At 56.0% G+C, this 26,737-nt stretch carries 25 protein-coding genes; 4 read left to right on the forward strand and 21 right to left on the reverse strand.

What is annotated here, in order from left to right; all coding sequences use genetic code 11:
* Positions 1 to 53 precede the first annotated feature (53 nt).
* Positions 54 to 395: a zinc ribbon domain-containing protein YjdM gene (locus K6958_RS16245; protein WP_249892075.1), complete on the reverse strand. Its 342-nt coding sequence runs from the start codon at positions 393 to 395 to the stop codon at positions 54 to 56.
* 307 nt (positions 396 to 702) lie between these two features.
* Here K6958_RS16245 and mutS point away from each other — a divergent pair, with 307 nt between their 5' ends.
* Complete coding sequence (mutS, locus tag K6958_RS16250; RefSeq protein WP_434085224.1) at positions 703 to 3,246, forward strand: DNA mismatch repair protein MutS; 2,544 nt, start codon at positions 703 to 705, stop codon at positions 3,244 to 3,246.
* Between the two features lie 96 nt (positions 3,247 to 3,342).
* On the opposite strand, the gene rpoS is transcribed toward mutS, so the two are convergent.
* The 13 genes from rpoS to cysG all read right to left on the reverse strand — a co-directional run bounded on the left by rpoS (position 3,343) and on the right by cysG (position 14,544).
* Positions 3,343 to 4,335: an RNA polymerase sigma factor RpoS gene (gene rpoS, locus K6958_RS16255; protein WP_085070446.1), complete on the reverse strand. Its 993-nt coding sequence runs from the start codon at positions 4,333 to 4,335 to the stop codon at positions 3,343 to 3,345.
* Between the two features lie 50 nt (positions 4,336 to 4,385).
* Positions 4,386 to 5,459: a murein hydrolase activator NlpD gene (gene nlpD, locus K6958_RS16260; RefSeq protein ID WP_249892076.1), complete on the reverse strand. Its 1,074-nt coding sequence runs from the start codon at positions 5,457 to 5,459 to the stop codon at positions 4,386 to 4,388.
* A 164-nt stretch (positions 5,460 to 5,623) separates the two neighbouring features.
* The gene (locus K6958_RS16265) at positions 5,624 to 6,250 is read right to left on the reverse strand and encodes a protein-L-isoaspartate(D-aspartate) O-methyltransferase (protein ID WP_249892077.1); all 627 of its coding nucleotides are present in this window, start codon (positions 6,248 to 6,250) and stop codon (positions 5,624 to 5,626) included.
* Positions 6,244 to 7,005 (reverse strand): 5'/3'-nucleotidase SurE, encoded by a 762-nt coding sequence (gene surE, locus K6958_RS16270; protein WP_249892078.1) that lies wholly within the window; start codon positions 7,003 to 7,005, stop codon positions 6,244 to 6,246. Before surE ends, K6958_RS16265 begins: the two co-directional genes overlap by 7 nt.
* A complete protein-coding gene (gene truD, locus K6958_RS16275; RefSeq protein WP_249892079.1) occupies positions 6,986 to 8,041 on the reverse strand; it encodes a tRNA pseudouridine(13) synthase TruD in 1,056 nt (351 codons plus the stop codon). The genes surE and truD overlap by 20 nt, the downstream gene beginning before the upstream one ends.
* Positions 8,041 to 8,520 carry a 2-C-methyl-D-erythritol 2,4-cyclodiphosphate synthase gene (gene ispF, locus K6958_RS16280; protein WP_249892080.1) on the reverse strand — a complete coding sequence of 160 codons (480 nt, stop codon included), beginning with the start codon at positions 8,518 to 8,520 and terminating at the stop codon, positions 8,041 to 8,043. The genes truD and ispF overlap by 1 nt, the downstream gene beginning before the upstream one ends.
* Positions 8,520 to 9,239 carry a 2-C-methyl-D-erythritol 4-phosphate cytidylyltransferase gene (ispD, locus tag K6958_RS16285; RefSeq protein ID WP_249892081.1) on the reverse strand — a complete coding sequence of 240 codons (720 nt, stop codon included), beginning with the start codon at positions 9,237 to 9,239 and terminating at the stop codon, positions 8,520 to 8,522. The genes ispF and ispD overlap by 1 nt, the downstream gene beginning before the upstream one ends.
* 2 nt (positions 9,240 to 9,241) lie before the next feature.
* Positions 9,242 to 9,559: a cell division protein FtsB gene (gene ftsB / locus K6958_RS16290; RefSeq protein WP_249892082.1), complete on the reverse strand. Its 318-nt coding sequence runs from the start codon at positions 9,557 to 9,559 to the stop codon at positions 9,242 to 9,244.
* A gap of 222 nt (positions 9,560 to 9,781) precedes the next feature.
* Complete coding sequence (locus K6958_RS16295) at positions 9,782 to 10,102, reverse strand: DUF3561 family protein (RefSeq protein WP_249892083.1); 321 nt, start codon at positions 10,100 to 10,102, stop codon at positions 9,782 to 9,784.
* 56 nt (positions 10,103 to 10,158) lie between these two features.
* Positions 10,159 to 10,764: an adenylyl-sulfate kinase gene (gene cysC, locus K6958_RS16300; RefSeq protein ID WP_249892084.1), complete on the reverse strand. Its 606-nt coding sequence runs from the start codon at positions 10,762 to 10,764 to the stop codon at positions 10,159 to 10,161.
* A 4-nt stretch (positions 10,765 to 10,768) separates the two neighbouring features.
* On the reverse strand, positions 10,769 to 12,199 hold the full coding sequence (gene cysN / locus K6958_RS16305) for a sulfate adenylyltransferase subunit CysN (RefSeq protein ID WP_249892085.1): 1,431 nt from the start codon (positions 12,197 to 12,199) through the stop codon (positions 10,769 to 10,771).
* Positions 12,200 to 12,210: 11 nt separating this feature from the next.
* Positions 12,211 to 13,119, reverse strand: coding sequence for a sulfate adenylyltransferase subunit CysD (gene cysD / locus K6958_RS16310; protein WP_249892086.1), 909 nt, complete (start codon positions 13,117 to 13,119; stop codon positions 12,211 to 12,213).
* Between the two features lie 9 nt (positions 13,120 to 13,128).
* On the reverse strand, positions 13,129 to 14,544 hold the full coding sequence (gene cysG, locus K6958_RS16315; RefSeq protein ID WP_249892087.1) for a siroheme synthase CysG: 1,416 nt from the start codon (positions 14,542 to 14,544) through the stop codon (positions 13,129 to 13,131).
* A 256-nt stretch (positions 14,545 to 14,800) separates the two neighbouring features.
* On the opposite strand from cysG, the gene K6958_RS16320 reads away from it, so the two are divergent.
* Positions 14,801 to 15,835, forward strand: coding sequence for an aminopeptidase (locus K6958_RS16320; RefSeq protein ID WP_249892088.1), 1,035 nt, complete (start codon positions 14,801 to 14,803; stop codon positions 15,833 to 15,835).
* Positions 15,835 to 16,119, forward strand: coding sequence for a YciI family protein (locus K6958_RS16325; protein WP_249892089.1), 285 nt, complete (start codon positions 15,835 to 15,837; stop codon positions 16,117 to 16,119). The genes K6958_RS16320 and K6958_RS16325 overlap by 1 nt, the downstream gene beginning before the upstream one ends.
* Before the next feature lie 73 nt (positions 16,120 to 16,192).
* Here the strand turns inward: K6958_RS16325 and K6958_RS16330 are convergent, their stop codons facing one another.
* The 3 genes from K6958_RS16330 to cysJ are packed head-to-tail and all read right to left on the reverse strand — an operon-like array spanning position 16,193 to position 20,462.
* On the reverse strand, positions 16,193 to 16,924 hold the full coding sequence (locus K6958_RS16330) for a phosphoadenylyl-sulfate reductase (protein WP_249892090.1): 732 nt from the start codon (positions 16,922 to 16,924) through the stop codon (positions 16,193 to 16,195).
* A gap of 11 nt (positions 16,925 to 16,935) precedes the next feature.
* Positions 16,936 to 18,648 (reverse strand): assimilatory sulfite reductase (NADPH) hemoprotein subunit, encoded by a 1,713-nt coding sequence (gene cysI, locus K6958_RS16335; RefSeq protein ID WP_249892091.1) that lies wholly within the window; start codon positions 18,646 to 18,648, stop codon positions 16,936 to 16,938.
* Positions 18,648 to 20,462 (reverse strand): NADPH-dependent assimilatory sulfite reductase flavoprotein subunit, encoded by a 1,815-nt coding sequence (gene cysJ, locus K6958_RS16340; protein ID WP_249892092.1) that lies wholly within the window; start codon positions 20,460 to 20,462, stop codon positions 18,648 to 18,650. The genes cysI and cysJ overlap by 1 nt, the downstream gene beginning before the upstream one ends.
* Positions 20,463 to 20,767: 305 nt before the next feature.
* Between cysJ and queD the strand changes: the two genes are divergently transcribed.
* Positions 20,768 to 21,130, forward strand: a complete 363-nt coding sequence (queD, locus tag K6958_RS16345) for a 6-carboxytetrahydropterin synthase QueD (RefSeq protein ID WP_249892093.1) — start codon at positions 20,768 to 20,770, stop codon at positions 21,128 to 21,130.
* A 6-nt stretch (positions 21,131 to 21,136) separates the two neighbouring features.
* Here the strand turns inward: queD and K6958_RS16350 are convergent, their stop codons facing one another.
* From K6958_RS16350 to eno, 4 genes are all read right to left on the reverse strand, one after another.
* On the reverse strand, positions 21,137 to 22,444 hold the full coding sequence (locus K6958_RS16350; RefSeq protein ID WP_249892094.1) for an NAD(P)/FAD-dependent oxidoreductase: 1,308 nt from the start codon (positions 22,442 to 22,444) through the stop codon (positions 21,137 to 21,139).
* A 64-nt stretch (positions 22,445 to 22,508) separates the two neighbouring features.
* Entirely contained in the window at positions 22,509 to 23,180 is a 672-nt protein-coding gene (queE, locus tag K6958_RS16355) for a 7-carboxy-7-deazaguanine synthase QueE (protein WP_249892095.1), read from the reverse strand.
* A gap of 133 nt (positions 23,181 to 23,313) precedes the next feature.
* Positions 23,314 to 25,200 (reverse strand): acyltransferase family protein, encoded by a 1,887-nt coding sequence (locus K6958_RS16360; RefSeq protein ID WP_249892096.1) that lies wholly within the window; start codon positions 25,198 to 25,200, stop codon positions 23,314 to 23,316.
* Between the two features lie 218 nt (positions 25,201 to 25,418).
* Positions 25,419 to 26,714 carry a phosphopyruvate hydratase gene (eno, locus tag K6958_RS16365; RefSeq protein ID WP_249892097.1) on the reverse strand — a complete coding sequence of 432 codons (1,296 nt, stop codon included), beginning with the start codon at positions 26,712 to 26,714 and terminating at the stop codon, positions 25,419 to 25,421.
* Between the last annotated feature and the right edge of the window lie 23 nt (positions 26,715 to 26,737).

A 26,737-nucleotide genomic window follows, 5' to 3' on the forward strand; every position in this document is an offset into this window, starting at 1 on the left:
AAAGGCAGCAGCGAAGCCAGAGCTTAGCTGCTTTGCCAGAGGGTTCGCTCGCCTTAGATCTTTTTCACGAACTCGGATTTAAGCTTCATCGGGCCAAACCCGTCGATCTTGCAATCGATATTATGATCGCCTTCCACCAGACGGATCCCTTTCACTTTCGTGCCGATCTTCAGCGCGGAAGAGCTGCCTTTGACTTTGAGATCTTTAATCACCGTCACGCTATCGCCGTCCGCCAGCTGCGTACCGTTGGCATCACGTACCACAAGTTCCTGATCCTGCTGCGTTGCCGTATCCTGCTGCGACCAGATATGTCCACATTCAGGACAGTTCAGCGTATCGCCATCCTGCCAGGTATATTCAGAATGGCATTTAGGACAAGAAGGTAAAGTCTGCATTAGAACCTCAAAAGTTACGACCCAAAGGGTAACGAAAAAGGCGCTCATTCTATAACCTTAACTTTGCTGTGGGTAGCGTTATTCACGACGCGCCTTTGACGCAGCACAAGCTTCGTAGACTTTGCGAGCCATGCCGTAGAAGCCGCTCGCCGCAGAGGATAAACCTCCCCTTCCGACGCCACGCCTGCTAACGTCGGGTAGCGCTTTTGATGCTTTAGCGATAGGATCCGCCTGAATCCCCCGTCCGCCGCAGAGACCAACAGGAACATGCAAGTTGAGTGACATGACCGTGAAAGGATCGACAGATATGGATATTGGTAACCACACCCCGATGATGCAGCAGTACCTTCGTTTGAAGGCGCAGCATCCCGACATCCTGCTGTTTTATCGTATGGGTGATTTCTATGAACTGTTTTATGACGATGCTAAACGCGCGTCTCAACTGTTGGATATCTCCCTGACCAGGCGCGGCGCCTCCGCCGGCGAGCCTATTCCCATGGCGGGCGTGCCCTATCACGCCGTGGAAAACTATCTGGCCAGGCTGGTGCAGCTCGGCGAGTCGGTAGCGATTTGCGAACAGGTAGGCGATCCGGCGCTGAGCAAAGGCCCGGTAGAGCGCAAAGTGGTGCGCATCGTCACGCCAGGCACCATCAGCGATGAGGCCCTGCTTAACGAACGCCAGGACAATTTACTGGCGGCGATCTGGCAGGACGCGCGCGGTTTCGGCTATGCCACGCTGGATATCAGTTCAGGCCGCTTTCTGCTGAGCGAGCCGCCGGATCGCGAGGCGATGGCCGCCGAGCTACAGCGCACTAACCCAGCCGAGCTGCTCTATCCGGAAGATTTCGCCGCGATGGATCTGATTGAAAATCGTCGCGGCATGCGTCGTCGTCCGCTCTGGGAGTATGAGCTGGATACCGCGCGTCAGCAGCTTAACCTGCAATTCGGCACGCGCGATCTCATCGGTTTCGGCGTTGAAAACGCCCATATTGCGCTGCGCGCCGCCGGTTGTCTGCTGCAATATGTCAAAGATACGCAGCGCACCTCGCTGCCGCATATTCGCTCGCTGACCATGGAACGCCAGCAGGACAGCATTATTATGGATGCCGCCACGCGACGTAACCTGGAGATTACCCAGAACCTGGCGGGCGGCGTTGATAACACCCTGGCTGCCGTACTGGATAAAACCGTTACGCCGATGGGCAGCCGCATGCTGAAACGCTGGCTGCATACCCCCGTCAGAGAAAGCCGCATCATTACGCAGCGTCAGGAAAGCATCGCCGCCCTGCAGGATCTCAGCGGCGATCTGCAACCGATACTGCGCCAGGTGGGCGATTTAGAACGTATCCTGGCGCGCCTGGCCCTGCGCACCGCACGTCCGCGCGATCTGGCGCGCATGCGCCACGCTTTCCAACAGCTGCCGGAGCTGAATGCTCTGTTAGCCGACGTAGAGGCCGGCCATCTTCCCACGCTGCGCCAGCAGATGGGCGAGTTTAGCGAACTGCGCGAACTGCTGGAGCGCGCCGTTATTGAAGCGCCGCCGGTGCTGGTGCGTGACGGCGGCGTGATTGCGCCAGGTTACAACGCTGAGCTGGATGAATGGCGCGCGCTGGCCGATGGCGCTACCGATTATCTGGACCGCCTCGAAATCCGCGAGCGTGAAAAGCTGGGGCTGGATACGTTGAAGGTCGGCTTCAACGCGGTACATGGTTATTACATCCAGGTGAGCCGCGGGCAAAGCCATCTGGTGCCGATACATTATGTACGCCGCCAGACGCTGAAAAATGCCGAACGCTACATCATTCCAGAGCTAAAAGAGTACGAAGACAAAGTGCTTACCTCTAAAGGTAAGGCGCTGGCGCTGGAAAAAGCGCTGTACGATGAGCTTTTCGATCTGCTGCTGCCGCATCTGGATGCGCTGCTGCAAAGCGCCGCTGCGCTGGCCGAACTGGATGTATTAACCAACCTGGCTGAACGCGCCTGGACGCTCAACTATACGCGTCCGGTATTAAGCGATAAGCCAGGCATCAAGCTCGTCGGCGGCCGTCATCCGGTGGTCGAACAGGTGCTGAAAGAGCCTTTTATCGCCAACCCGCTGGCGCTTTCTCCGCAGCGTCGCATGCTGGTGATCACCGGCCCGAATATGGGCGGTAAGAGTACTTATATGCGTCAGACGGCGCTGATCGTGCTGATGGCCTGTATCGGCAGTTTTGTGCCGGCAGAGCAGGCGACGATCGGGCCGGTCGATCGGATCTTTACGCGCGTCGGCGCTGCCGACGATCTCGCCTCAGGGCGCTCTACCTTTATGGTGGAGATGACCGAAACCGCCAATATTTTGCATAACGCCACTGAACATAGCCTGGTGCTGATGGATGAAATTGGTCGCGGGACCTCGACCTATGATGGTCTCTCCCTCGCCTGGGCCTGTGCGGAAAGCCTTGCCAGCCGTATCAAGGCGATGACGCTGTTTGCGACCCACTATTTTGAGCTGACGACGCTGGCTGAAAAAATGGAGGGCGTGGCCAATGTTCATCTGGATGCCGTAGAGCATGGCGATACCATCGCGTTTATGCACAGCGTACAGGAAGGCGCGGCCAGCAAAAGCTACGGCCTGGCGGTTGCCGCACTGGCGGGCGTACCGAAAGAAGTGATTAAGCGCGCGCGGCAAAAGCTGAAAGAGCTGGAGGCGTTATCAGGCACGGCGGCGGCTACCCGCGCTGATGGTCCACAGCTGCCGCTGCTGGTGGAAGAAACATCGCCTGCGGTTGAAGCGCTGGAAGCGTTAGATCCCGATACCCTTTCCCCGCGTCAGGCGCTGGAATGGATTTATCGGCTCAAATCTCTGCTGTAATCGTCCTGCATTCAGCCGCCGGTGACTGAATGCAGGCAATAAAAAAGCGGTGGTCTTAGACCACCGCTTTCGCATTACCTTATTGCAGGAACATTGTTACTCGCGGAACAGAGCTTCAATGCTCAGGCCCTGCGCCTGCAGGATTTCACGCAGACGACGCAGACCTTCAACCTGAATCTGACGAACACGCTCGCGGGTCAGACCGATTTCACGGCCTACATCCTCAAGCGTTGCCGCTTCGTAGCCTAACAGGCCGAAACGACGCGCCAGCACTTCACGCTGCTTGGCATTCAGTTCAAACAACCACTTAACGATGCTCTGTTTCATGTCATCGTCCTGCGTGGTGTCTTCCGGACCGTTATCTTTCTCATCGGCCAGGATATCCAGCAGCGCTTTCTCAGAATCCCCGCCTAACGGCGTATCAACTGAGGTAATGCGTTCGTTGAGACGCAACATACGGCTTACGTCATCAACCGGTTTATCCAGCTGCTCGGCGATCTCTTCCGCACTCGGCTCATGATCCAGCTTGTGCGACAGTTCACGCGCGGTGCGCAGATAAACGTTCAACTCCTTGACGATGTGAATCGGCAGACGAATGGTACGGGTTTGGTTCATAATTGCCCGTTCAATCGTTTGACGAATCCACCAGGTGGCGTATGTTGAGAAACGGAACCCACGCTCCGGGTCAAACTTCTCAACAGCACGAATCAAGCCAAGGTTGCCCTCTTCAATCAGGTCCAACAGCGCCAGACCACGATTGCTGTAACGACGAGCAATCTTTACCACCAGTCGTAAGTTACTTTCAATCATGCGACGACGAGAAGGAATGTCGCCTTTCAGTGCCCGGCGAGCGAAGAAAACTTCTTCCTCTGCCGTTAAAAGTGGCGAATAACCAATCTCACCGAGATAAAGCTGCGTCGCATCTAACACACGTTGCGTCGCACCCTGTGACAACAACTCTTCTTCAGCTAGTTCATTATCACCAGGTTCATTTTCAACAAGAGCCTTCTCGTCGAAAATCTCAGCTCCGTTCTCGTCGAATTCCGCATCTTCATGTAACTCGTTAACTTTCAGCGTATTCTGGCTCATAAGCGGCTCCTACCCGTGATCCCTGGGCAGAACTTCAAGGCTCTGCCCGTTTATCGCTGCGGTAAATAACGCAACGGGTTGACGGATTTCCCCTTGTAACGAATTTCAAAATGTAATCTTACTGAACTGGTACCGGTGCTACCCATAGTAGCTATTTTCTGCCCCGCCTTAACTTCTTGTTGTTCCCGGACCAGCATAGTGTCGTTATGGGCGTAGGCACTCAAGTAATCATCATTATGTTTGATGATAATCAGATTACCGTAACCGCGCAGCGCATTACCTGCATACACTACACGACCGGATGCGGTGGCAACCACTGGCTGTCCTCGCGATCCTGCGATATCGATCCCTTTATTGCCGCCTTCGGCAGCAGAAAAGTTATCGATAATCTTACCGTCGGTAGGCCAACGCCAACCAGCCACAGGGGTTGAACTGGACGTTGTACTGCTCACCGTCGGCGGTGCGGTAACCGGGGCTGTTGTCGTTGCAACAGTTGTAGTCCCCGTTGAAGGCAACATCTTGCCCCCACCTGATTTTCCTGAATCATCAGAATACGTAATAACCGGTTGCTGCGCAACCGTAGAAGATTTGATTTGTGACGAGCCTGGAGTGGTCGGCACTCCCCCTTGCGTCGCATCCGCTAGCGTGATCGCATTGCCGCCGGTAATCGGTGAACCTGAGCCGTTACCAACCTGCAAAGCCTGACCCACATTGAGGTTGTAAGGCGCAGCGATATTATTGCGCTGCGCTAAATCGCGAAAATCATTGCCGGTAATCCAGGCAATATAGAACAATGTGTCGCCTCGTTTAACCGTGTAGGTCTCGCCGCTGTAGCTACCTTTCGGAATATTCTCATAACTGCGGTTATAAACGATACGGCCATTTTGCGTCATTACATTAGGATTATTACTATTGGAAGCGGACGCAAACACCGGTCGCGAGGATGGCGCGCCGTTTAGCATGCCACCCGAGCCGGCATTGCCGCTCTGAGCCTGCGGCTGTCCGCCAACTGTACTAATAGGAGCCTGAGCATTATCATCAGAAGTACAACCCGTCAGCCAAAATCCAATTAATGAAACAGCCGCAAGGCGGCTCAAAGTAAAAAGTGGGCTTCCTGTGCTCATTTATCCCCCGTGATAACAAACCTGTGACGAGCCTTGAAACGACGAACGTAATGGTTTACGTCCGTTATCCATTGCTGACGAATGGAATGGCTGATACTAACAACAACCCAATTCCTGTGCCATTAATCAGTTGTGAAGAAATGCATCGTTTATCGCCGGGCCGATCAGGCAAGATCGCCCTGTACCAGCGGCACAAAACGTACCGGCTCAATGATATCGACCATAAACTCGCCGCCCTTACGCCGAATGCGTTTAAGCTGCTGTACTTCCTCCCCAACCGGCAAAACCATAATGCCGCCCTCATCCAGCTGAGCCAGTAAAGCTTCAGGGATTTCCGGCGGCGCGGCGGTGACAATTATGGCATCAAACGGCGCGCGTGCCGCCCAGCCTTGCCAGCCGTCGCCGTGACGCGTTGAGACATTATGCAGGTCCAGCTGTTTTAAACGGCGCTTCGCCTGCCATTGCAGCCCTTTAATCCGCTCAACGGAACAAACGTGATCGACCAGATGGGCCAGAATGGCCGTTTGATAGCCCGAACCGGTGCCGATCTCCAGCACCCGTGAATCGGGCTTCAGCTCCAGCAGCGAGGTCATTTTCGCCACCATATAGGGCTGCGAAATGGTTTGCCCGGAGCCAATAGGCAGTGACATGTTTTCCCATGCCTGATGTTCCAGCGCTTCATCAACGAAGCGCTCGCGCGGCACGTCGCCAATCGCTTTAAGTAAAAGCTCATCCTCAATGCCCTGCTGACGTAGCTGATCCAGTAAGGCTTCGATGCGTCTGCTTACCATAGCGACTCGACTCCGGCTTTTGTCAACCAACTCGCTACCACCTCTTGCGCCTGATGGGCGGTGAGATCGACATGCAGCGCCGTAATGGAGACATAGCCTTCATCGACGGCGGCGAAATCGGTATCGGGACCAGCATCATGCTTATCGCCCGGCGGGCCGATCCAGTAAAGCGTATTGCCGCGTGGATCTTGCTGGGGAATAACTTTATCGGCGGGATGGCGGCTGCCACAGCGCGTGACGCGGATACCTTTGATTTGGTCCAGCGGCAGATCGGGAACATTAATATTCAGGATACGTCCTGTGCGCAGCGGTTCACTCTGCAACCCCTGCAAAATAGCGCAGGTTACCGCGGCGGCGGTTTCATAATGTTGCTGACCGTCCAGCGAAACCGCCAGCGCCGGCAGTCCTAAATGTCGCCCTTCCATCGCGGCCGCTACCGTGCCGGAATAGATGACGTCATCGCCTAAATTCGGCCCGGCATTAATACCGGAAACCACGATATCCGGCTTTGGACGCATCAACGTATTGACGCCAAGGAATACGCAGTCGGTGGGCGTGCCCATCTGCACGGCGATATCCCCATTAGGATAAGAAAAAGTACGTAACGGGGTTTCCAGCGTCAGCGAGTTTGAGGCGCCGCTGCGGTTACGATCGGGCGCAACGACCTGCACCTCGGCGATTTCGCGCAGGGCTTTTGCCAGGGTCTGAATGCCTGGCGCATGGATCCCATCATCATTACTCAGCAATATCCGCATCGTTACCTTCCAGTTCGAAAAGTTCCCTGACTATGCTGGTGGCGAAACTGCCCGCCGGCAGCCAAAAACTGAGTTCCAGCGTGGCATCATCGCGCCAGGTCCAGCGCAGGTCGCGTGGGATAACCAGCATCGCCCGGCGCGCGGCTTCTACTCGCTCACGCTCAAGCAGCTGGATAAACGACGTGCTGTCGCTGTCGGCCAGGATTTGCTGCTCAAAGGCCAGCGCGGCGTCACGGCTGCCCCACTCACCGCTGCCGGGCAACGGCGCAGTAATGCGCAGCTCATTATTGTCAATGCGCGTTTGCAGCTGCGGCAGCTCTTCCGCCGCGGCGACAAACCAGCTGCCGCGCCCGGTCAGCTGTAGCGCATCGCCGGCCATCGCCTGCGTCAGACCGCCCTGCTGCGCCAGCCGATCGCTGACCACCTGATTAAACATCACGCTGCGCGCCGCTGAAAGCAGAAAGCTGCGCTTATTGCGTTCGCGCACGCGAATCTCATTATTCGCCCAGCGTTTCGCCTGCTCCAGGTTATTGCCCTGGAAACCAAAACGCTGTTGGCCGAAATAGTTAGGCGCGCCGCCGTTTTGCACATGTTGCAGCCGCTCTTCCAGCGCCGCGCGATCGCTGATATTGCGCAGCACCAGCTGGAAAGCGTTACCCGCCAGCGCGCCGGTGCGTAATTTACGTTTATGACGCGCCAGATGCAGGATCTCGCAGCCTTCCAGCGTAAACGAGGAGAAATCGGGCGTCTCTTTGCCCGGCAGACGCAAACACAGCGTTTGCTCGGTGACCGCATGGCGATCCTTCATCCCGGCAAAGCTGACATCGCGTGGATGAATGCCGGCAAACTTCGCCAGCGCATCGGCGACGAAGCGAGTATTGCAGCCGGTTTTACGGATGCGCACCAGCAGATGCTCGCCCTCGCCGTCCGCCTCGTAGCCCAGATCTTCAACCACCACGAAATCTTCCGGGCGCGCCTTTAATTGCCCGCGAACCGCCGGTTTACCGTACAGCCACTGCCATTCAGGTAAGGCCATTATGCCTCCGCCCGCGCAATCAGCGCCACGGCTTCGCAGGCAATACCTTCGCCCCGACCGGTAAAGCCCAGTTTCTCGGTGGTAGTCGCTTTAACATTGACGTCATCCATATGGCAGCCGAGATCTTCGGCGATATGGATGCGCATTTGCGGGACGTGCGGCAACATTTTCGGCGCCTGGGCGATGATAGTGACATCGACATTGACCAGCCGATAGCCTTTGGCCTGAATGCGCTGCCAGGCTTCACGCAGCAGCCCACGGCTGTCTGCGCCTTTAAACGCCGGATCGGTATCGGGAAAAAGCTTGCCGATATCACCCATTGCGGCGGCACCCAGCAGCGCATCCGTCAGAGCATGCAACGCCACATCGCCATCGGAATGGGCAATAAAGCCTTTTTCAAACGGAATCCGCACGCCGCCAATAATCAACGGGCCTTCGCCACCGAAAGCATGGACGTCAAAACCGTGACCAATACGCATTATGCGCACTCCTTATTATGTCGTTGAGTAAGATAAAATGTCGCCAGCGCCAGATCTTCCGGGCGCGTGACTTTAATGTTATCGCTGCGGCCAGCGATCAATTCAGGATGATAACCACAATATTCCAGCGCTGAGGCCTCATCAGTAATGTTGGCGCCTTCATTTAACGCCCGCTCCAGGCACTGTCGCAGCAGCGCTAAAGGAAACAGCTGGGGCGTCAGGGCATGCCATAAGGCTTCACGTTCAACCGTATGTGCAATGGCGTCTTTGCCCGGCTCGCTGCGCTTCATCGTGTCGCGCACCGGCGCGGCAAGAATGCCGCCAATGCGGCTATGACGGCTAACAGAGAGCAAGCGGCTCAGGTCGTCCGCGGTCAGACAGGGACGCGCCGCGTCGTGCACCAGCGCCCACTCGGCTTGTTTCGCCGCCTGCAGGCCCGCCAGTACCGAGTCGGCCCGCTGTTTCCCGCCGGTTACCGTAACAATACGGCTGTCGCTGGCCAGCGGCAGTTGCTGAAAATAGTTATCGTCCGGACTCAGCGCAACAATCACCCGGTTAATCGCCGGATGTGCCAGCAGGCTGGCAATGCTGTGCTCCAGAATGGTGGACTGACCGATGGTCAGGTACTGCTTAGGGCGCCCCGATTGCATACGGCTACCGATACCGGCAGCGGGCACCACGGCGATAATATCCGGCCAGGCGTCAGTTATAGTGGTCATTGCTATCGTTGTTGATTTGGCAAAGCCTGCTGCCCGTTACGTCTATTTTGATCCGGCACCAGGCGATAGAAGGTCTCGCCGGGTCTAATCATCCCCAGCTCATTGCGCGCGCGCTCCTCAATTGCTTCCGAACCGCCGTTTAGGTCGTCGATTTCGGCAAACAGCTGATCGTTACGCGCTTTTAATTTGGCATTACTCGCCTGTTGTACCACTACGTCATCGCTGACGCGGGTGTAATCATGAATACCATTCTTGCCCAGCCACAGCGAATACTGCAGCCAAACCAGTAATGCAAGTAACAGCAGCGTCAGTTTTCCCATCCCCGCCCCCTGAAAAACGGCCCAATCATCCCATAACTTTTCACCGGACTCCACTCTACCGGCGAAATTGCGCCGCTTTCTGCACGCTGAGCCTGGAAATAGCGCAGCAGGTAAAGATTTGTAACGCGTCGTCGCGTTTGATCATCGACGGAGGAGAGAAAAAAGGTGGTGACGGGCCAGACGCGGATGCCTGTCGCGGCGGCAAAAAGCCAGGGCGCGCGCTTACCAGCCGGTGAGCCAGGAAAAGAGCAACCAGAAAAGGCAGGTGACAGTGACCAGCGTCAGCAGCAGCGTCCAGATAAGCTGACCGCGCAGCAGCAGGCCGAAAGCGATGCCGATCAACACGGCAACCGGCAGCAAAGCGAGGAAAAAAGGCCAGGTATAGAGCAGGAAAAACAGCGTATTAGAGCCATACAGCAGAAACGGGATCGCCAGGGCGCACCAGTAAGAAACAAAACCGATTACGCCACCGGGGAAAGACCAGACACGATCGTCCTGGTCACTGTTATTTTTACGGGCCAGCAGGGGTGTAACATTATGCATAGGTATCCTGTTGTTGCGCATAGCGGCCCGCTCTCTGGCAGTTTGCCGCTGCAATCTCAGGAGTTGATAATATCGTGCCGACGCAGTAGATCTAACAGTTGCGCGGTTAATTTTGTTACCAATTGTTCGCCATCAAGATGGATTTCCGGCTGTTCCGGCGCCTCATAAACCGAGTCGATACCGGTAAAATTGCGCAACTCGCCCGCCCGCGCTTTTTTATACAGCCCTTTCGGATCGCGCGCTTCGCAAATTGCCAGCGGCGTATCGACAAATACCTCGATAAACTCCCCGGCGCCCAACATTTCACGCACCATCTGCCGTTCTGCGCGATGGGGCGAAATAAAGGCGGTCAATACCACCAGCCCGGCATCTACCATCAGCCTGGCGACTTCGCCCACGCGGCGGATGTTCTCTTTACGGTCGGCGTCGCTGAAGCCTAAGTCGCGGCACAATCCGTGACGCACATTATCGCCATCCAGCAGATAGGTGCTGACGCCCAGCTGATGCAGCGCCTGCTCCAGCGCCCCGGCTACCGTAGACTTCCCGGAGCCGGAGAGGCCGGTAAACCAGAGCACTACGCCCCGGTGACCATGCTGCCGCTGACGATCGGCACGCGTTACCGCGTGCGCGTGCCAGACCACATTCTCGTTATGCGTCGCCATCTTATTATTTGCCCGCCAGCAGATCGCGTGCTTCCCAGTGTGGGAAGTGTCGACGGATCAACGCGTTCAGCTCCAGCTCAAAGGCGGAGAACTCACCGTGGCTGGCGCTTGCCTGCTGCTGCGGCTGACGGATCATCCCGGCGCCGACGGTCACGTTGGTCAGGCGATCGATAAAGATCATCCCGCCGGTGACCGGATTTTGTTGATAGGCGTCCAGTACCATCGGCTCATCAAAGGTCACGTTTACCAGCCCGATGCCATTCAAGGGCAGCGCTTCCACCTGATTGTTATGGGTCAGGTTGTTGATATTGACCTGGTAATCGATGCTTTCAATGCGGGCGCGGCTTTTCTTACCGGCAATTTTCACATCAAAGCTCTGACCCGGCGTCAGCGCCTGTTCCGCCATCCAGACCACATCGACGGATGCGCCCTGCACCGCTTTCAGCGTCTCATCCGCCGCCACCAGCAGATCGCCGCGGCTAATATCGATTTCATCATTTAATACGATGGTCACCGCTTCGCCCGGGCCCGCTTCCGGCAAATCGCCATCAAAGGTCACGATGCGCGCCACGCTTGACTCCACGCCGGAAGGCAGCACTTTCACGCGCTGGCCGACGCGCAGAATACCCGATGCCAGCGTACCGGCATAGCCGCGGAAATCAAGGTTAGGCCGGTTAACGTACTGCACCGGGAAACGCATCGGCTGGCTTTCCACCACGCGGTTAACTTCCACCGTTTCCAGCACGTCCAGCAGCGTCGGGCCGCTGTACCAGCTCATGGTGGCGCTCTGCGTCGCGACGTTATCGCCTTCCAGCGCCGACATCGGCACAAAACGGATATCCACATCGCCCGGCAACTGCGCCGCGAAATCAAAATATTCCTGTTTGATCTGCTCAAAGCGATCCTGGCTGTACTCCACCAGATCCATTTTATTGATCGCCACCACCAGGTGTTTAATGCCCAGCAGCGTAGAGATAAAGCTGTGACGACGCGTCTGATCCAGTACGCCTTTACGCGCGTCAATCAACAGGATCGCCAAATCGCAGGTTGAGGCGCCGGTAGCCATATTGCGCGTGTACTGCTCATGTCCCGGCGTGTCGGCAATAATAAACTTACGTTTTTCGGTAGAGAAATAGCGGTAAGCGACATCAATGGTGATGCCCTGCTCGCGCTCTGCCTGCAGGCCATCCACCAACAGCGCCAGATCAAGCTTTTCGCCCTGGGTGCCGTGGCGCTTGCTGTCATTATGCAGCGAGGAGAGCTGATCTTCATAAATCTGCCGCGTGTCATGCAGCAGGCGGCCAATTAACGTACTTTTGCCATCGTCCACGCTGCCGCAGGTAAGAAAACGCAGCAGGCTCTTATGCTGCTGCGCATGCAGCCAGGCTTCCACCCCGCCCTTGTCGGCGATCTGTTGTGCAATAACGGTATTCATCTGGCGTCCCCTTAGAAATAACCCTGACGTTTCTTCAGCTCCATTGAGCCAGCCTGGTCGCGGTCGATCACGCGGCCCTGTCGCTCGCTGGTGGTGGAAACCAGCATCTCTTCAATAATTTCCGGCAGCGTTTGCGCTGACGACTCCACCGCGCCGGTCAGCGGCCAGCAGCCCAGGGTACGGAAACGCACCATGCGCGGCTTCACCTCTTCGTTCGGCTGCAGATCGATACGATCGTCATCAATCATCATCAGCATGCCGTCACGCTCCAGCACCGGACGTTCGGCGGCCAGATAGAGCGGCACGATTTCAATATTTTCCAGGAAGATGTACTGCCAGATATCCAGCTCGGTCCAGTTAGAAAGCGGGAAGACGCGAATGCTTTCGCCTTTATTAATCTGCCCGTTGTAGTTATGCCACAGCTCCGGACGCTGGTTTTTGGGATCCCAGCGGTGGAAGCGATCGCGGAAAGAGTAAATCCGCTCTTTCGCCCGCGACTTTTCTTCATCGCGCCGCGCGCCGCCAAAAGCGGCATCGAAACCATATTTGTTCAGCGCCTGCTTCAGACCTTCGGTTTTCATGATATCGGTGTGCTTGGCGCTGCCGTGCACAAAGGGATTAATCCCCATCGCTACCCCTTCCGGGTTGCGATGAACAATCAGCTCCGCGCCAATCTCTTTTACCGTGCGATCGCGAAACTCATACATTTCACGGAATTTCCAGCCGGTATCAACGTGCAGCAGCGGGAACGGCAGCGTACCCGGGTAGAAAGCTTTGCGCGCCAGATGCAGCATGACCGATGAATCTTTACCAATGGAGTAAAGCATTACCGGATTACCAAATTCCGCCGCCACTTCGCGGATAATATGGATACTTTCCGCCTCCAGTTGACGCAGATGAGTCAGTCGTTTTTGATCCATGATTTTTCCTCAAGCCAAATTCACAACGGCGGAATCGCGTCCGGCCTGCTGTGCTGAATGTTGAAACCAGGCCAGCTGTGCGTGGAGATTAACCACTTCGCCAATCACCAGCAGCGCCGGCGTCGGCGCCTGCTGCGCCAGCTGTTCCAGCTGTTCCAGCGTCCCGGTCAGTACCTGCTGATCCTGTCGCGTGCCGCGGCCAATAACGGCAACCGGCGTGGAGGCCGCGCGCCCGTGAGCGATAAGCTGTTCGGCGATTTCCGCCGCCTTTACCGTACCCATGTAGATCGCCAGCGTTTGATGCGCACGCGCCAGCGACGGCCAGTCAATCGCCTGACCGTCGGCACGGCAGTGTCCGGTAATAAACAGCACGCTCTGGGCATAATCGCGATGGGTTAACGGGATGCCGGCATAGGCGGTTGCACCAGAGGCTGCGGTGACGCCAGGCACCACCTGAAAAGGAATGCCCGCTTCCGCCGCCGCCTGCAGTTCTTCACCGCCGCGACCAAAAATAAAGGGATCGCCGCCTTTCAGGCGCACCACGCGTTTGCCCTTGCTGGCCAGCGAAACCAGTAAGCGATTGGTCTCTTCCTGCGCCACCGAGTGCGCGCCGGCGCGTTTCCCCACGCACAGGCGATCGGCGTCGCGTCGCACCAGATCCAGAATCTCGTCGCTAACCAGATGGTCATACAGCACCACATCCGCCTGCTGCATTACCTGCAGGGCCCGCAGCGTCAGCAGACCAGCATCGCCCGGCCCGGCGCCGACTAAAATAATCTCGCCCTGATGGGTCGTCTCTTCCGTTAGCTGCGCATCCAGCGTTTGCTTTGCGCCCTGCACGTTGCCGGCCGCCATCTGGCTGGCAAACAGACCGTTGAAGGCACGCTCCCAAAAGCGACGGCGATCGGATATTTTGCTGAAGCGCTGTTTGACTTTGTCGCGCCATTCGCCCGCCACCTGCGCCATCGCGCCGAGATTGGCAGGCAGCAGGGTTTCCAGTTTTTCACGCAGCATGCGCGCCAGCACCGGCGCGGTACCGCTGGAAGAGATGGCGACCACCAGCGGCGATCGGTCGACAATCGAGGGAAAGATAAAGGAGCATTTCGGCTGATCGTCGACCACGTTGGCCAGCAGCCGACGCTCACTGGCGGCTGCAAAAACCCGGGCGTTCAGCTCGCTGTTATCGGTCGCAGCGATCACCAGATAAACCCGATCAAGCTGCGGTTCTTCGAAATACGTCGCCAGCCACTCAACCTGCTGGTTATCCGCCAGCGCCTGAAGTTCCGGGCAGAGCGCGCGCGCGGCAATTTGCACCTGCGCGCCAGCGCGGCGCAGCAGTTCGATTTTGCGCGCCGCCACGTCGCCGCCGCCGACAACCAGTACCGGTTTGGCTTTTAGATCGGCAAATATAGGGAGATAATCCACGTCGACCTTACATTAAATAACAAAAAGTTAACGCGACTATACGACTGCTGCTTCCGGCAGATGAAATTACGAATTGGAATGAGTAGTTACTGAATGGAATAAAGCCCCGGCAAAGCTTTGCATAAAAGATGCTTAACAGATGATATTTCGGGTATTTAAGAGCAATTGAAATTGTGCAATCCGCATCACAATTTCATACTATCTACGCAAAATTATTTCGCTTCAGCGTCACCGGATGACGTTTAAGGACTATGGTATGTTTTCCTTGCTCCGCCTGAGCGCGTTGGCCGCGCTGCTCAGCTGCGGCATCAGTTTGCCGGTTAGCGCCAGCTCTCCGGTTCCCGGCCAGTTTGCCGAACAGCAGCTACGTCATATCGCCACCTGGTTTCCCGGTCGCATGGCGGGTAGCCCGGCAGAGCTGCTTACCGCCGACTATCTCCAGCAACAGTTTGTCGGGATGGGTTATAAGAGCGATAAACGCGATTTCAAAACCAAAGCGCCATGGCGCGACAATAATGGCAAGATGCACTGGCGCAATCTTACCGCCACGTCGGTGATCGCCGCACATGCTGGCGAAGTGCCGCAGGAAATTTTAGTGGTTGCGCATCTGGATACCTGGCGGCCGTTAAGCGAAGAAGAAACCCAGAAAGATATCGGCGGTTTGCGCCTTCAGGGAGCGGATGATAACGCCTCCGGACTTGGCGTCATGCTGGAGCTGGCGCAGCAGCTTAGCCATCAGCCGCTGCATTACGGCGTTCGCTTTGTGGCGCTTAGCGCGCACCAGCAAGATTTGCACGGCATGGAGGCTTATATCGCCCGGATGAAAGCGGCCGATCGCAAAAATACCCTGTTAGTGATCGATCTTGATAGTTTAATTGTCGGCGACCGGCTCTATTTTAACAGCGGGAAAAATACCGCCTCGGCGGTAATCAAGCAAACGCGCGATCGTGCGCTGGATATCGCTCATCGTTATGGGATCAACGCCGCCACGCGCCCTGCCCATAGCGCGGCTTATCCGCTGCCAAACGCGTTTGACGATGCGGGCTTTCCACTGCTGACGGTACGCGCCGCTAACTGGGATCTGGGCAAGAAAGATGGCACGCAGCAGCGGGCCGCGTCACGTCATTTCCCACAGGGCATCAGCCATCACCAAACCGAGCGGGATAATTTAAACTATCTTGACCGTTGGTTGCCCGGACGCATCAGCGCCCGCACGCGCGACAGCGTGCGTATTCTGTTTCCTCTGATTAACGAGCTGGCTAATCCACCCGCAGCGAAGAAGGAGTCGTAATGTATATTATTAACCTGAGCTACCATCGCCCGATTGAAGAAGTTGAAGCCCTGACCGACGCGCATCTTAGCTGGCTGAAACGCTACTTCGACGCTGACGTTTTTATCGCCGCGGGCCGTAAAGATCCACGCAGCGGCGGCGTGATTATGGCGAAAGATATCGATCGCAGCCGTCTGGATACCATTCTGGCTGAAGATCCTTTTGTCGCAGTTGCCCATTACGAGGTGATCAAAGTGAATATTTCGCTGACCTCAGAGGCGTTAAAGGCGCTGGCCGAGAGTTAGCCAACAGACAACGCCTAATCAACGATGCAAAAAAGGCGACCTCTCAGTCGCCTTTTTAATCCGCTACAGAGCCTTACTCGTGCAGCCCGCATTCGCGTTTTAAGCCGAAGAAGCGCGTCTCTTCCTCAGCCATGCCTGGCTCCCACTTACGCGTGGTATGCGTATCGCCCACGGAAAGATAGCCTTCATCCCACAGTGGGTGATAACCCAGGCCGTGCTGCTGCAGATATTGATAAACCTGACGGTTATCCCAGTCGATAATCGGCAGCACTTTAAACACCTCGCGCTGCACCGCCAGTACCGGCAAATTAGCGCGGCTGCCAGACTGCTCGCGCCGCAAACCGGCAAACCAGCTCTGCGCGCCGAGCGTCTGCAACGCCCGGTTCATCGGCTCAACCTTATTAATTTCGTTATAGCGCTCAATCCCTTCCACGCCCTGCTCCCACAGCTTGCCGTAGCGCGCTTCCTGCCACGCCGGCGACTGCTCCGCACGAAATATCTTCAGGTTCAGATCCAGCTTCTCCGTCAGCTCATCGATAAAGCGATAGGTCTCTGGGAACAGATAGCCGGTATCGGTCAGGATCACCGGGATGTCTGGCTTCTGGCGCGTCACCAGATGCAGCGATACCGCCGCCTGAATACCAAAGCTGGAAGAGAGAACAAACTCACCCGGCAGATTTTCCAGCGCCCAGATCACGCGATCCTCGGCGGAGAGCGCTTCCAGTTGCGTATTCACCTCAGCCAGCGCCATGATGCGCTCAACCTTCGGTAACTCATTCAGTGCTGCGAGATCGAGTACAGACATTATCCCCTCCGTTATTCCCAGAAATCCCGGGCTGGATCGACCACCGGTTTTACCACGCCGGCGCGAATGGTGAAGTCGCCGAAGCCTTCGCCCGGGGTGCGCTCTTGCGCCCAACGGCCAACCAGTTCGTCGATATGCGTCAGAATCTCATCTTCGGTGATATTTTCACGGTACATACGCGGAATACGCGTGCCGCTGCGGTTACCGCCAAGATGCAGGTTATAGCGTCCCGGCGCTTTGCCTACCAGACCCACCTCCGCCAGCATCGCACGGCCGCAGCCGTTCGGACAGCCGGTTACGCGCAATACGATATGCTCGTTGCCGACGCCGTGCGTTGACATGATCTCTTCCACGCGGGTTACAAAAGCAGGCAGGAAACGCTCCGCTTCCGCCATTGCCAGCGGACAGGTTGGGAACGCCACGCAGGCCATCGAGTTTTCACGCTGCGCGGTGACATTTTCCATCAGCGCATGTGAACGGGCGATCTCTTCGATCCGCGCCTTTTCGCTTTCCGGTACGCCCGCCACAATCAGATTCTGATTGGCGGTCAGACGGAAATCGCCCTGATGAATTTTGGCGATCTCCGCCACGCCGCTTTTCAACGGGCGCCCCGGATAGTCCAGCAGACGGCCGTTCTCAATAAACAGCGTCAGATGCCATTTATCATCAATCCCCTTCACCCAGCCAAAGCGGTCGCCGCGCGTGGTGAATTCATACGGACGGATCGGCTCAAAGGTGATGCCGGCGCGTCGTTCCACTTCCGCTTTAAAAGTCTCTACGCCGACGCGCTCAAGGGTATATTTGGTCTTGGCGTTCTTACGATTGGTACGGTTGCCCCAGTCACGCTGGGTGGTGACCACCGCTTCGGCGACCGCCAGCGTTTTATCCAGCGGCAGATAACCAAACTCGCTGGCGGTGCGGGCGTAGGTTTCCTTATTGCCATGCTCAATCGACAAACCGCCGCCCACCAGCAGGTTAAAGCCTACCAGCTTGCCGTTCTCGGCAATGGCGACAAAGTTCAGATCGTTAGCGTGCAGATCCACATCATTATGCGGCGGCACTACCACCGTGGTTTTAAACTTACGCGGCAGATAGGTGGCGCTGAGGATCGGCTCCTCTTCGGTGGTGGCGACCTTTTTCTCATCCAGCCAGATCTCGGCATAGGCGCGGGTACGCGGCAGCAGATGCTCGGAAATTTTCTTCGCCCACTCGTACGCTTCCTGATGCAGTTCAGACTCGACCGGGTTAGAGCTGCACAGCACGTTGCGGTTCATATCGTTGGCGGTGCCGATCGCATCCAGCCCCACTTCGTGCAGCATCTGATGTGCCGGTTTAACATTCTTTTTCAGGATGCCGTGGAACTGGAACGTTTGACGGTTGGTCAGGCGTACGCTGCCGTACAGGGTATTTTCTGTGGCGAATTTCTCAATCGCCAGCCACTGCTTCGGCGTAATGATGCCGCCCGGCAGACGGCAGCGTAGCATCATCGCATGACGCGGCTCCAGCTTCTGCTCGGCGCGTTCGGCGCGAATATCGCGGTCATCCTGCTGATACATGCCGTGAAAGCGGATCAGCAGAAAGTTATCGCCGCTGAAGCCGCCGGTCAGGCCATTGTTCAAGTCTTCAGCAATCGTCCCGCGCAGAAAATTGCTCTCTTTTTTCATGCGCTCCGCATCGGAGAGTTTTCCTTCGACGACCAGCGGTCCAGGGTGTTTTTCACTCATTAGTAAACATCTCGCTGATAACGGCGCTCAATGCGCAGCTCACTTAAAAATTCATCAGCCGATTCAAGGTCCATTGCGCCCTGTTCGGCTACCACTTCCAGTAACGCCTGCTCAACGTCTTTCGCCATACGGTTGGCGTCGCCGCAGACATAAATGTGCGCGCCTTCCTGCAACCAGCGCCACACTTCCGCGCCTTTCTCGCGGATTTTGTCCTGTACGTATATTTTATGCTGTTGATCACGCGACCAGGCTAAATCGATATTGGTCAGCAGCCCCTCTTTTACATAGCGCTGCCATTCCACCTGATAAAGGAAATCTTCGGTGAAATGCGGATTACCGAAGAACAGCCAGTTCTTGCCGCCGGCGCCGTCGTTCTCACGCTGCTGCATGAAAGCGCGGAACGGCGCGATGCCGGTGCCCGGCCCGATCATAATCACCGGCGCATCCGGGTTCGCAGGCAGACGGAAATTATCGTTATGCTCAATAAATACCCGCACTTCGCCCTCATCTTCCAGCCTGTCGGCCAGATAGCTGGAGGCGCCGCCCGCGCGCGGACGACCGTCAATCTCATAACGCACCGCACCGACGGTAATATGCACTTCGTTTTCCGTCTCGGCCTGGGAAGAGGCGATGGAATAGAGACGCGGCGTTAACGGACGCAACAGCGATAATAGCTGCTCCGGATTCAGTTCGCCGGGTGCCTGACGCGCCATATCCACAATCGGGACGGTTTGCGCATAGTGTTGCAGCTGGGCCTTATCCGCCACCAGCGCCAGCAGCTTCTCGTTGCGCACCAGTTTGGCGTACTGCTCAACGATTTGCGGCGTGTTCACCGTCAGCTCAAAATGTTGCTGCAGCGCCTGGGAAAGCGGCAGGCTTTGCCCTTTCACCTCAACCGTTTCATCGCCGCGCAGCCACAGCAGTTCAGTCAGCTCTTTCACCAGCGCCGGATCGTTCTCATACCAGACGCCAAGCGCGTCGCCCGGCTGATAGCGCAGCCCGGCATCGCCTAAATCAATTTCGATATGGCGCACATCTTTATCAGAGGCGCGGCCGGTAATCTTCTGGTTAACCGCAAGCGTTGCCACCAGCGGTTCGTCACGCGTATAAGGCGTGGTGAACACTTCATTAAAGGTGCCGGTGGCGGTAGCGGCGGCCTGCGCTGGCGTCTCAGCCGGTACGCGTTTTTGCAGCAGCGCCACAATTTCCTTGCGCCATTTTTCTGCGTCGGCAGCAAACTCTACGTCGGCATCAACGCGATCGAGCAGCCGCTCCGCCCCCAGTTCCGCCAGGCGGCTGTCGAAATCTTTCCCCGCCTTGCTGAAAAACTCATAGGAGGTATCGCCCAGGCCAAACACCGCGAAGGCGGTCTCCGGCAGCTTCGGCGCTTTTTTCGACATCAGGTACTTATGTAGCGCGACCGCCTCTTCCGGCGGATCGCCCTCGCCCTGCGTTGAGGTCACCACCAGCAGCAGTTTCTCCTGGGCGATCTGTTTGAATTTATAGTCGCCGGCGTTAACCAGCTTTACATTCAGCTTAGCGGCCAGTAGATCGTCACGCAGCTGTTCCGCCACCCGGCGCGCATTACCGGTTTGCGAAGCGGAAAGCAGCGTAATGGCCGGCGCCTCAGCGGCAGGCGCGGGCGCATTCTGTGAAACGGCAACAGCACCGGGCGACTGGTTTACCACCCCCCAGAAATAGCCGGAAATCCATGCCAGCTGCGTCGTTGATAAATCATGAGTCGCCGCCTGCAAGCGGGCGAGCTGCTCCGGATCGAGCGGGAGCAAAGAACCTGGGGGTGCCTGAGTCGTCATTGCCTTGATAATTCCAGTATCAGTGGAGCCAAACCGTTCAGAGACGGAAGATAGGGTAGAGGTTACCGAGTCGCATATTAACCGGTAAATAAGGGTTAGAAATAATAAATAACCAAAACGCCTAAACACTTTTTCCGATAACGCTTAACGCTTTAGCTTCTTTTAAAAAATCCTATTTATCAGCGGGTTAGCTAGCGAGTATTTAATGAGCATGGGCAAAAATGGCGGTAACAGGGGAAACGGGTGCGAAAAATCTGTTTTTCCGGTAGACTTCGGCGGTTTTTGCAACAACTGAGATACCGATTATGGCAACCACGCTTTTTAAAGATTTCCAGTTCGAAGCCGCTCACCGTCTGCCGCACGTGCCTGAAGGCCATAAGTGTGGACGCTTGCACGGTCACTCATTCCTGGTGCGTCTTGAAATCACCGGCGATGTCGACCCTTATACCGGCTGGATTATGGATTTCGCCGAGCTGAAGGCCGCTTTTAAACCGGTATACGATCGTCTCGATCACTATTATCTGAACGATATCCCCGGTCTGGAAAATCCTACCAGCGAAGTGCTGGCGCAGTGGATTTGGCAACAGATGAAACCGGTCGTACCGCTGCTTAGCGCAGTGATGATCAAAGAAACCTGCACCGCCGGCTGCGTATACCGCGGCGAGTAAGCGTGCTTAACGCTCTTTCTTGCCCAGCCAGCGTTCTTTCTGTAACGCGCCGTTAATAGCAATATCCAGTACAGGCGATGGGGGAAGCCAGTTCGCTTTGCCCAGCGCCTGCATCTCTGCCAGCAGCGGATTATCCTGCCCCACGGCATAATCCGCCAGCAGCTCGCCGGCAATGGTCTGTTTTGAGATCCCCGCCCCGTTACAACCGCCAGCCGTATATAAAGCGTTATTTATTTTACCCCACTGCGGCGCGCCGTTACGCGTCACGCTAATGGTTCCCGACCAGCAGTGGCTAAACGTCACCTCTTCAAGCTGCGGATAAACTTTGCGAAACAGCTGATGATGCAGGCGGGCCGCCCGCTGTGTCTGACGTGCGCTAACGGTGCCACGCAGCGCCGGGATCACATGCTGGCGGATAAGGAAACGGCGATCTTCGGTAAAGCGTAGCGTGGCGCCGGCAATGGCATTCACTGGCGTCAATCCCCAGCTAGCCATTTTCGGCAGCCGGGCCAGTTGCCGATCGGTAAGCGGCGGCGTCAGGCTGGCGAAAGTTGCCATTGCCGCCTGTCGACGCAGGCCGGGCAGCAGATGGCCCGATAAGGCATTGGTCGCCAGCATCGCTTTTGGCGCCCGCACCGCGCCCGTAGCAGTATAAACCGTCACGCCCTGATGATAATCGATCGCCAGCGCCGGACTGTGATACCAGAGCGAGACATTTTCAGGCAGCGTAGCGGCCAGGCCGGCAATCAGCAGGGCCGGATTCACCAGCACCGTATCCGGCGTAAAGATCGCCTTGTGATAAAAGCGGGTGCCCAGCTTCTCCTGTAAGGCGTCGCTATCCAGCAGCTGATAATCTTCCGCCATCTGCTCCAGGCTGGCGCAGTAGTGCCGTAGAATCTTTTCCTGTCCGGCCGCCACCTGACAGTGATATTTTCCGGCGGCTTCCCATCCGCATTCGATGCGATGCTCATCCACCAGTCCCTTTAATCGTTGCATCCCCGCCTGCAACAATTGGCGATAAGCATGGGCTTGTTTTAGCTCGGCGGTTGAGCTGCCGATATTGTGCGGCAGACCGATGATAAAACCAGAGTTCCTGCCGGATGCACTGTCATAAGCGGTGCCGGCCTCCAGCACCGCGATTTTCCAGGCGGGCTTTAACTGCGCCAGCCGCCGGGCGAAAGCCAGTCCGGCATAGCCGGCGCCAATCACCACCCAATCAGCATCGATCGTCGCGGTTAACGCCGGGAAAATAGGCGGCTGCGGATGCTGGCTAAGCCAGCCGGAGATATTTTGATTAAGCGGCAGATGATGCATAACCCTTCCTCTGGTGTGGTCATTCCAAAAACAGAAGTGTACCACCCGCAGGCAAGGGCGTTAATCAGGCAATATTGAGATATTTATGTGTCTGCATCGAAAGGCGCCAGTTACGGGCAATGCAGGTGGCGATGCAGAGACGGGTCGCATCCTCTTTCTGACTGATTGGCTGCAGCGCAATAATGCGCGCTTTGTCATCCGCTATGCGCGCCAGCAGCTGATCTAACGCCTCGATATCACGCTGACGCGCCACCGGATGTTTGATCTCATCAGCCCGCACCAGCGCCTGATCCAGCACGTCATATCCCCCGCGCATATTAACTTTAGGCGATACCGTCACCCAGGTTTGCGCCGTGCAACGCACCGGATGCGTACCGCTGGTCTCTATCTGACAGCTAAAACCTGCCTGCTGCAACGCATCCGTTAGCGGGGTCAAATCATGGATGCACGGCTCGCCGCCGGTAATCACTACATGGCGGGCAGTCCACTGCTGCTGGTGGATAGTTTGCAGTAAAGCATCGGCATCGGCGGCGCCCCAGGCATCGCTTTCCACCGTTTTCACCAGGATGTCGCCCAGCGAGGTTTCCCGATCGGCCAGCTTATCCCACGTATGTTTGGTATCGCACCAGCTGCAGCCAACCGGGCATCCTTGCAAGCGGATAAAAATTGCCGGAACGCCGGTATAAAAACCTTCGCCCTGCAACGTCTGGAACATTTCATTAATCGGGTACTGCATTACACACTCACGTCAGGAGAAATAAGGGCGCAGATTATGGCAGATGAAGGGAGTGACGCCAAATGTCGCGGGCAGAAAAGGCACAAACTGAAGAAAACAAGCCGCCCGGCTGCGAGCCGGGCGGCACAGAGGGTTACATGAATTTATCGTGGTGCATTTTCACCATCGCCTGGCGCGCAACATCATTCGCGCCGCTTAGCGTAAAGTGACCATAATCGAACGCGCTCGGCTGACCGTTTGACGCCAGCGCATGGCAAACATCATTCGGGCACATGATATTGTAAACCGAGATATAGCCCACCTTCTCTTCGGCTACCGCCTGCTGCATGCGCAGATCGATCCCTTTAATATTGTGATTAAGAGAGCTGGTGACCAAATCTTTCCGCCCGTTTTCCTGATAGGCCAGCAGATCGGGCAGCGCCTCGGCATACTCGATGGTCGGCCCCATCACCGTAATATTGTTGGTGACTTTTTTCAGCGCCTCCAGCGTCGCTTTCAGCGGCGCAATATCTTCCGGCAGCCAGCGAGCTGAGATGATGATGCCATCTACTTTATGTTTCGGCAGCCACTGTTGATAGACATAATCCATCAGCTCACTGCATTTATTATTAATCGACTGGTGCGCCACCGGTTTACATCCTGCGGATGTCGCCTGCATTAGATTAACGCTCTCACCTGCCGCCAGGCTAAGCGCACGCCGAAGATGCGCGCCGTGGCTGTCGCCGACCAGCAGATAATTTTTTTCCGTGGCGGAGGTTTTCAGGCAGAAATCACGGTCGTAGTGCCCTTTCGCCTCATTGTTGCCATCGATAAAACATTTCCCTAAACGGAACTGATAAAAGTACTCTTCGGTACCGCGATACTGCGAGAATTTCGCCACCGCCAGCGCCTGATCGGAAAACTTACCGGACTCATTGCTGACATGACTTTTATACAGCGTGGCTGAGGCGATAATCACCAGGCCTACGACCGAGAAGGCGGAGACCATCGCCGGGTTCAGGTTCGATAGTTTGTAACGGAAAGGAATTTCAATGAGATAACGGGAAGCAATCGCCAGGGCGAAAGTCAGCGCCAGCACCAGCAGATCGCGCATGCCTTCGCTCATATTCAGGAACATTTTGCTGTAAACGATAAGCGGCCAGTGCCAGAGATAGAGGCAGTAAGAGATCATGCCGACATACACCACCGGCTTCAGCGCCAGAATGCGGTTTACCACCGCTTCCCGGCCCGCCAGGATCAGCAGGAAACTTCCCACACAGGGCCAGAGCGCGTTCCACGAAGGAAATGGCTTGCTGGTGCTGAGCCAGAAAAAGCCAAACAAAATCAGGCCCAGACCGGCCAGGCTCATCAGGTGCTTAATCTCCTGACGCACCGCTGCCATACGCGCTTCCAGCGTGGAAACCGCGATAAGCCCGCCGATTGCCAGTTCCCATGCGCGCGTAGGCAACATATAGAAAGTGAAGTCCGGCTTTTTCAGCACGCCGACAACGCTCAGCAGGAAGGAAACCGCAATAATGGCCAGCATCACCTGGGTTACGCGATGACGGAACCAGCGTACGGCAAACAGCAGCACAATCGGGAACAGAATATAGAACTGTTCTTCAACCGCCAGCGACCAGGTATGCAGCAGCGGTTTTAGCTCCGCCGGTCCGGCGAAGTAGCCGGTTTGCTGCCAAAAGAAGATATTCGAAGAGAAAAGCGTGGTGGCAACAGCGCTATTGCCCAGTTCAGTAAACTGCGCCGGCAGCAGATTATGATAGCCAAACAGCAATGTGGCGATCAGTACAACAAACAGCGGCGGCAAAATGCGTAAGCAGCGGCGCTTATAGAATTCCAGATAAGAAAATTCACCCTTCATGGCGCTCTGGTAAATAATGCCGCAAATCAGGTAGCCAGATATCACGAAAAAGATATCAACCCCGGTAAAACCACCGGGTATCCCGGACACGCCCAGGTGATAGGCGATCACAGGCAGCACGGCAAGTGCGCGAAGACCGTCAATATCAGCGCGATATTTCATTTTGAACCTTCCGTCTCATTACAATTAATGACGTAAGGTTTACATATTTTTATCAGTAATTAACCCTGAGTTAAGCCAAATCAGACAGTTCTGGAAACCGGCTTTTACAGGGTAAGTGACTCATTATCAACAGTATAATAAAAAAGCCCCGTAACAAGACGGGGCTTTTCAGATAATACGTAGGCCGCATCGTTCAGACGCGGCCCAGGAAAGGTTGATTATTGACCTTTCACTTCTTTCAGACCGTTGAACGGTGCTTTAGAACCCAGCGCTTCTTCGATACGAATCAGCTGGTTGTATTTAGCTACGCGGTCAGAACGGCTCATAGAACCGGTTTTGATCTGGCCAGCCGCAGTACCTACCGCCAGGTCAGCGATGGTGGCATCTTCAGTTTCGCCAGAACGGTGAGAGATAACGGCAGTGTAGCCTGCATCTTTCGCCATCTTGATTGCAGCCAGCGTTTCGCTCAGAGAGCCGATCTGGTTGAATTTGATCAGGATGGAGTTAGCGATGCCTTTCTCAATACCTTCTTTCAGAATCTTGGTGTTGGTGACGAACAGGTCGTCGCCCACCAGCTGGATTTTGTTGCCCAGCACTTTAGTCTGGTAAGCAAAGCCTTCCCAGTCAGATTCGTCCAGACCGTCTTCGATAGAAACGATCGGGTACTGTTTGGTCAGATCGGACAGGAAGTGGGTGAACTCTTCAGAGGTGAACGCTTTATTGCCTTCGCCGGCCAGAACGTATTTGCCATCTTTGTAGAACTCAGATGCCGCACAGTCCATCGCCAGAGTAATGTCTTTACCCAGCTCGTAGCCTGCTGCTTTTACCGCTTCAGCGATAACCGCCAGCGCTTCGGCGTTGGAGCCCAGGTTCGGCGCATAGCCGCCTTCGTCACCCACCGCAGTGTTCATGCCTTTCGCTTTCAGCACTTTCGCCAGGTGATGGAACACTTCAGAACCCATGCGGATCGCTTCTTTCACGCTGGAAGCGCCAACCGGCTGGATCATGAATTCCTGGATGTCGACGTTGTTGTCGGCGTGCTCACCGCCATTGATGATGTTCATCATCGGCAGCGGCATAGAGAATTTGCCCGGCGTACCGTTCAGTTCAGCAATGTGCTCATACAGCGGCATGCCTTTCGCTGCGGCAGCAGCTTTGGCGCTTGCCAGAGAAACGGCCAGAATCGCGTTAGCACCGAAGTTAGATTTGTTTTCGGTACCGTCCAGATCGATCATGATCTTGTCGATGTTCGCCTGATCTTTTGCATCTTTACCCAGGATGGCTTCAGCAATCGGGCCGTTAACGGCAGCCACTGCTTTGGTCACGCCTTTACCCAGGAAACGAGACTTGTCGCCGTCACGCAGTTCCAGTGCTTCACGAGAGCCGGTAGAAGCCCCTGACGGCGCGGCAGCCATACCTACAAAACCGCCTTCCAGATGAACTTCAGCTTCAACAGTCGGGTTACCACGTGAGTCGATGATTTCACGACCGATGACTTTAACGATTTTGGACATTAGTTTTTCCTCAGTACAAGTTA

The organism is Mixta hanseatica (assembly GCF_023517775.1).
Taxonomy (GTDB): domain Bacteria; phylum Pseudomonadota; class Gammaproteobacteria; order Enterobacterales; family Enterobacteriaceae; genus Mixta; species Mixta hanseatica.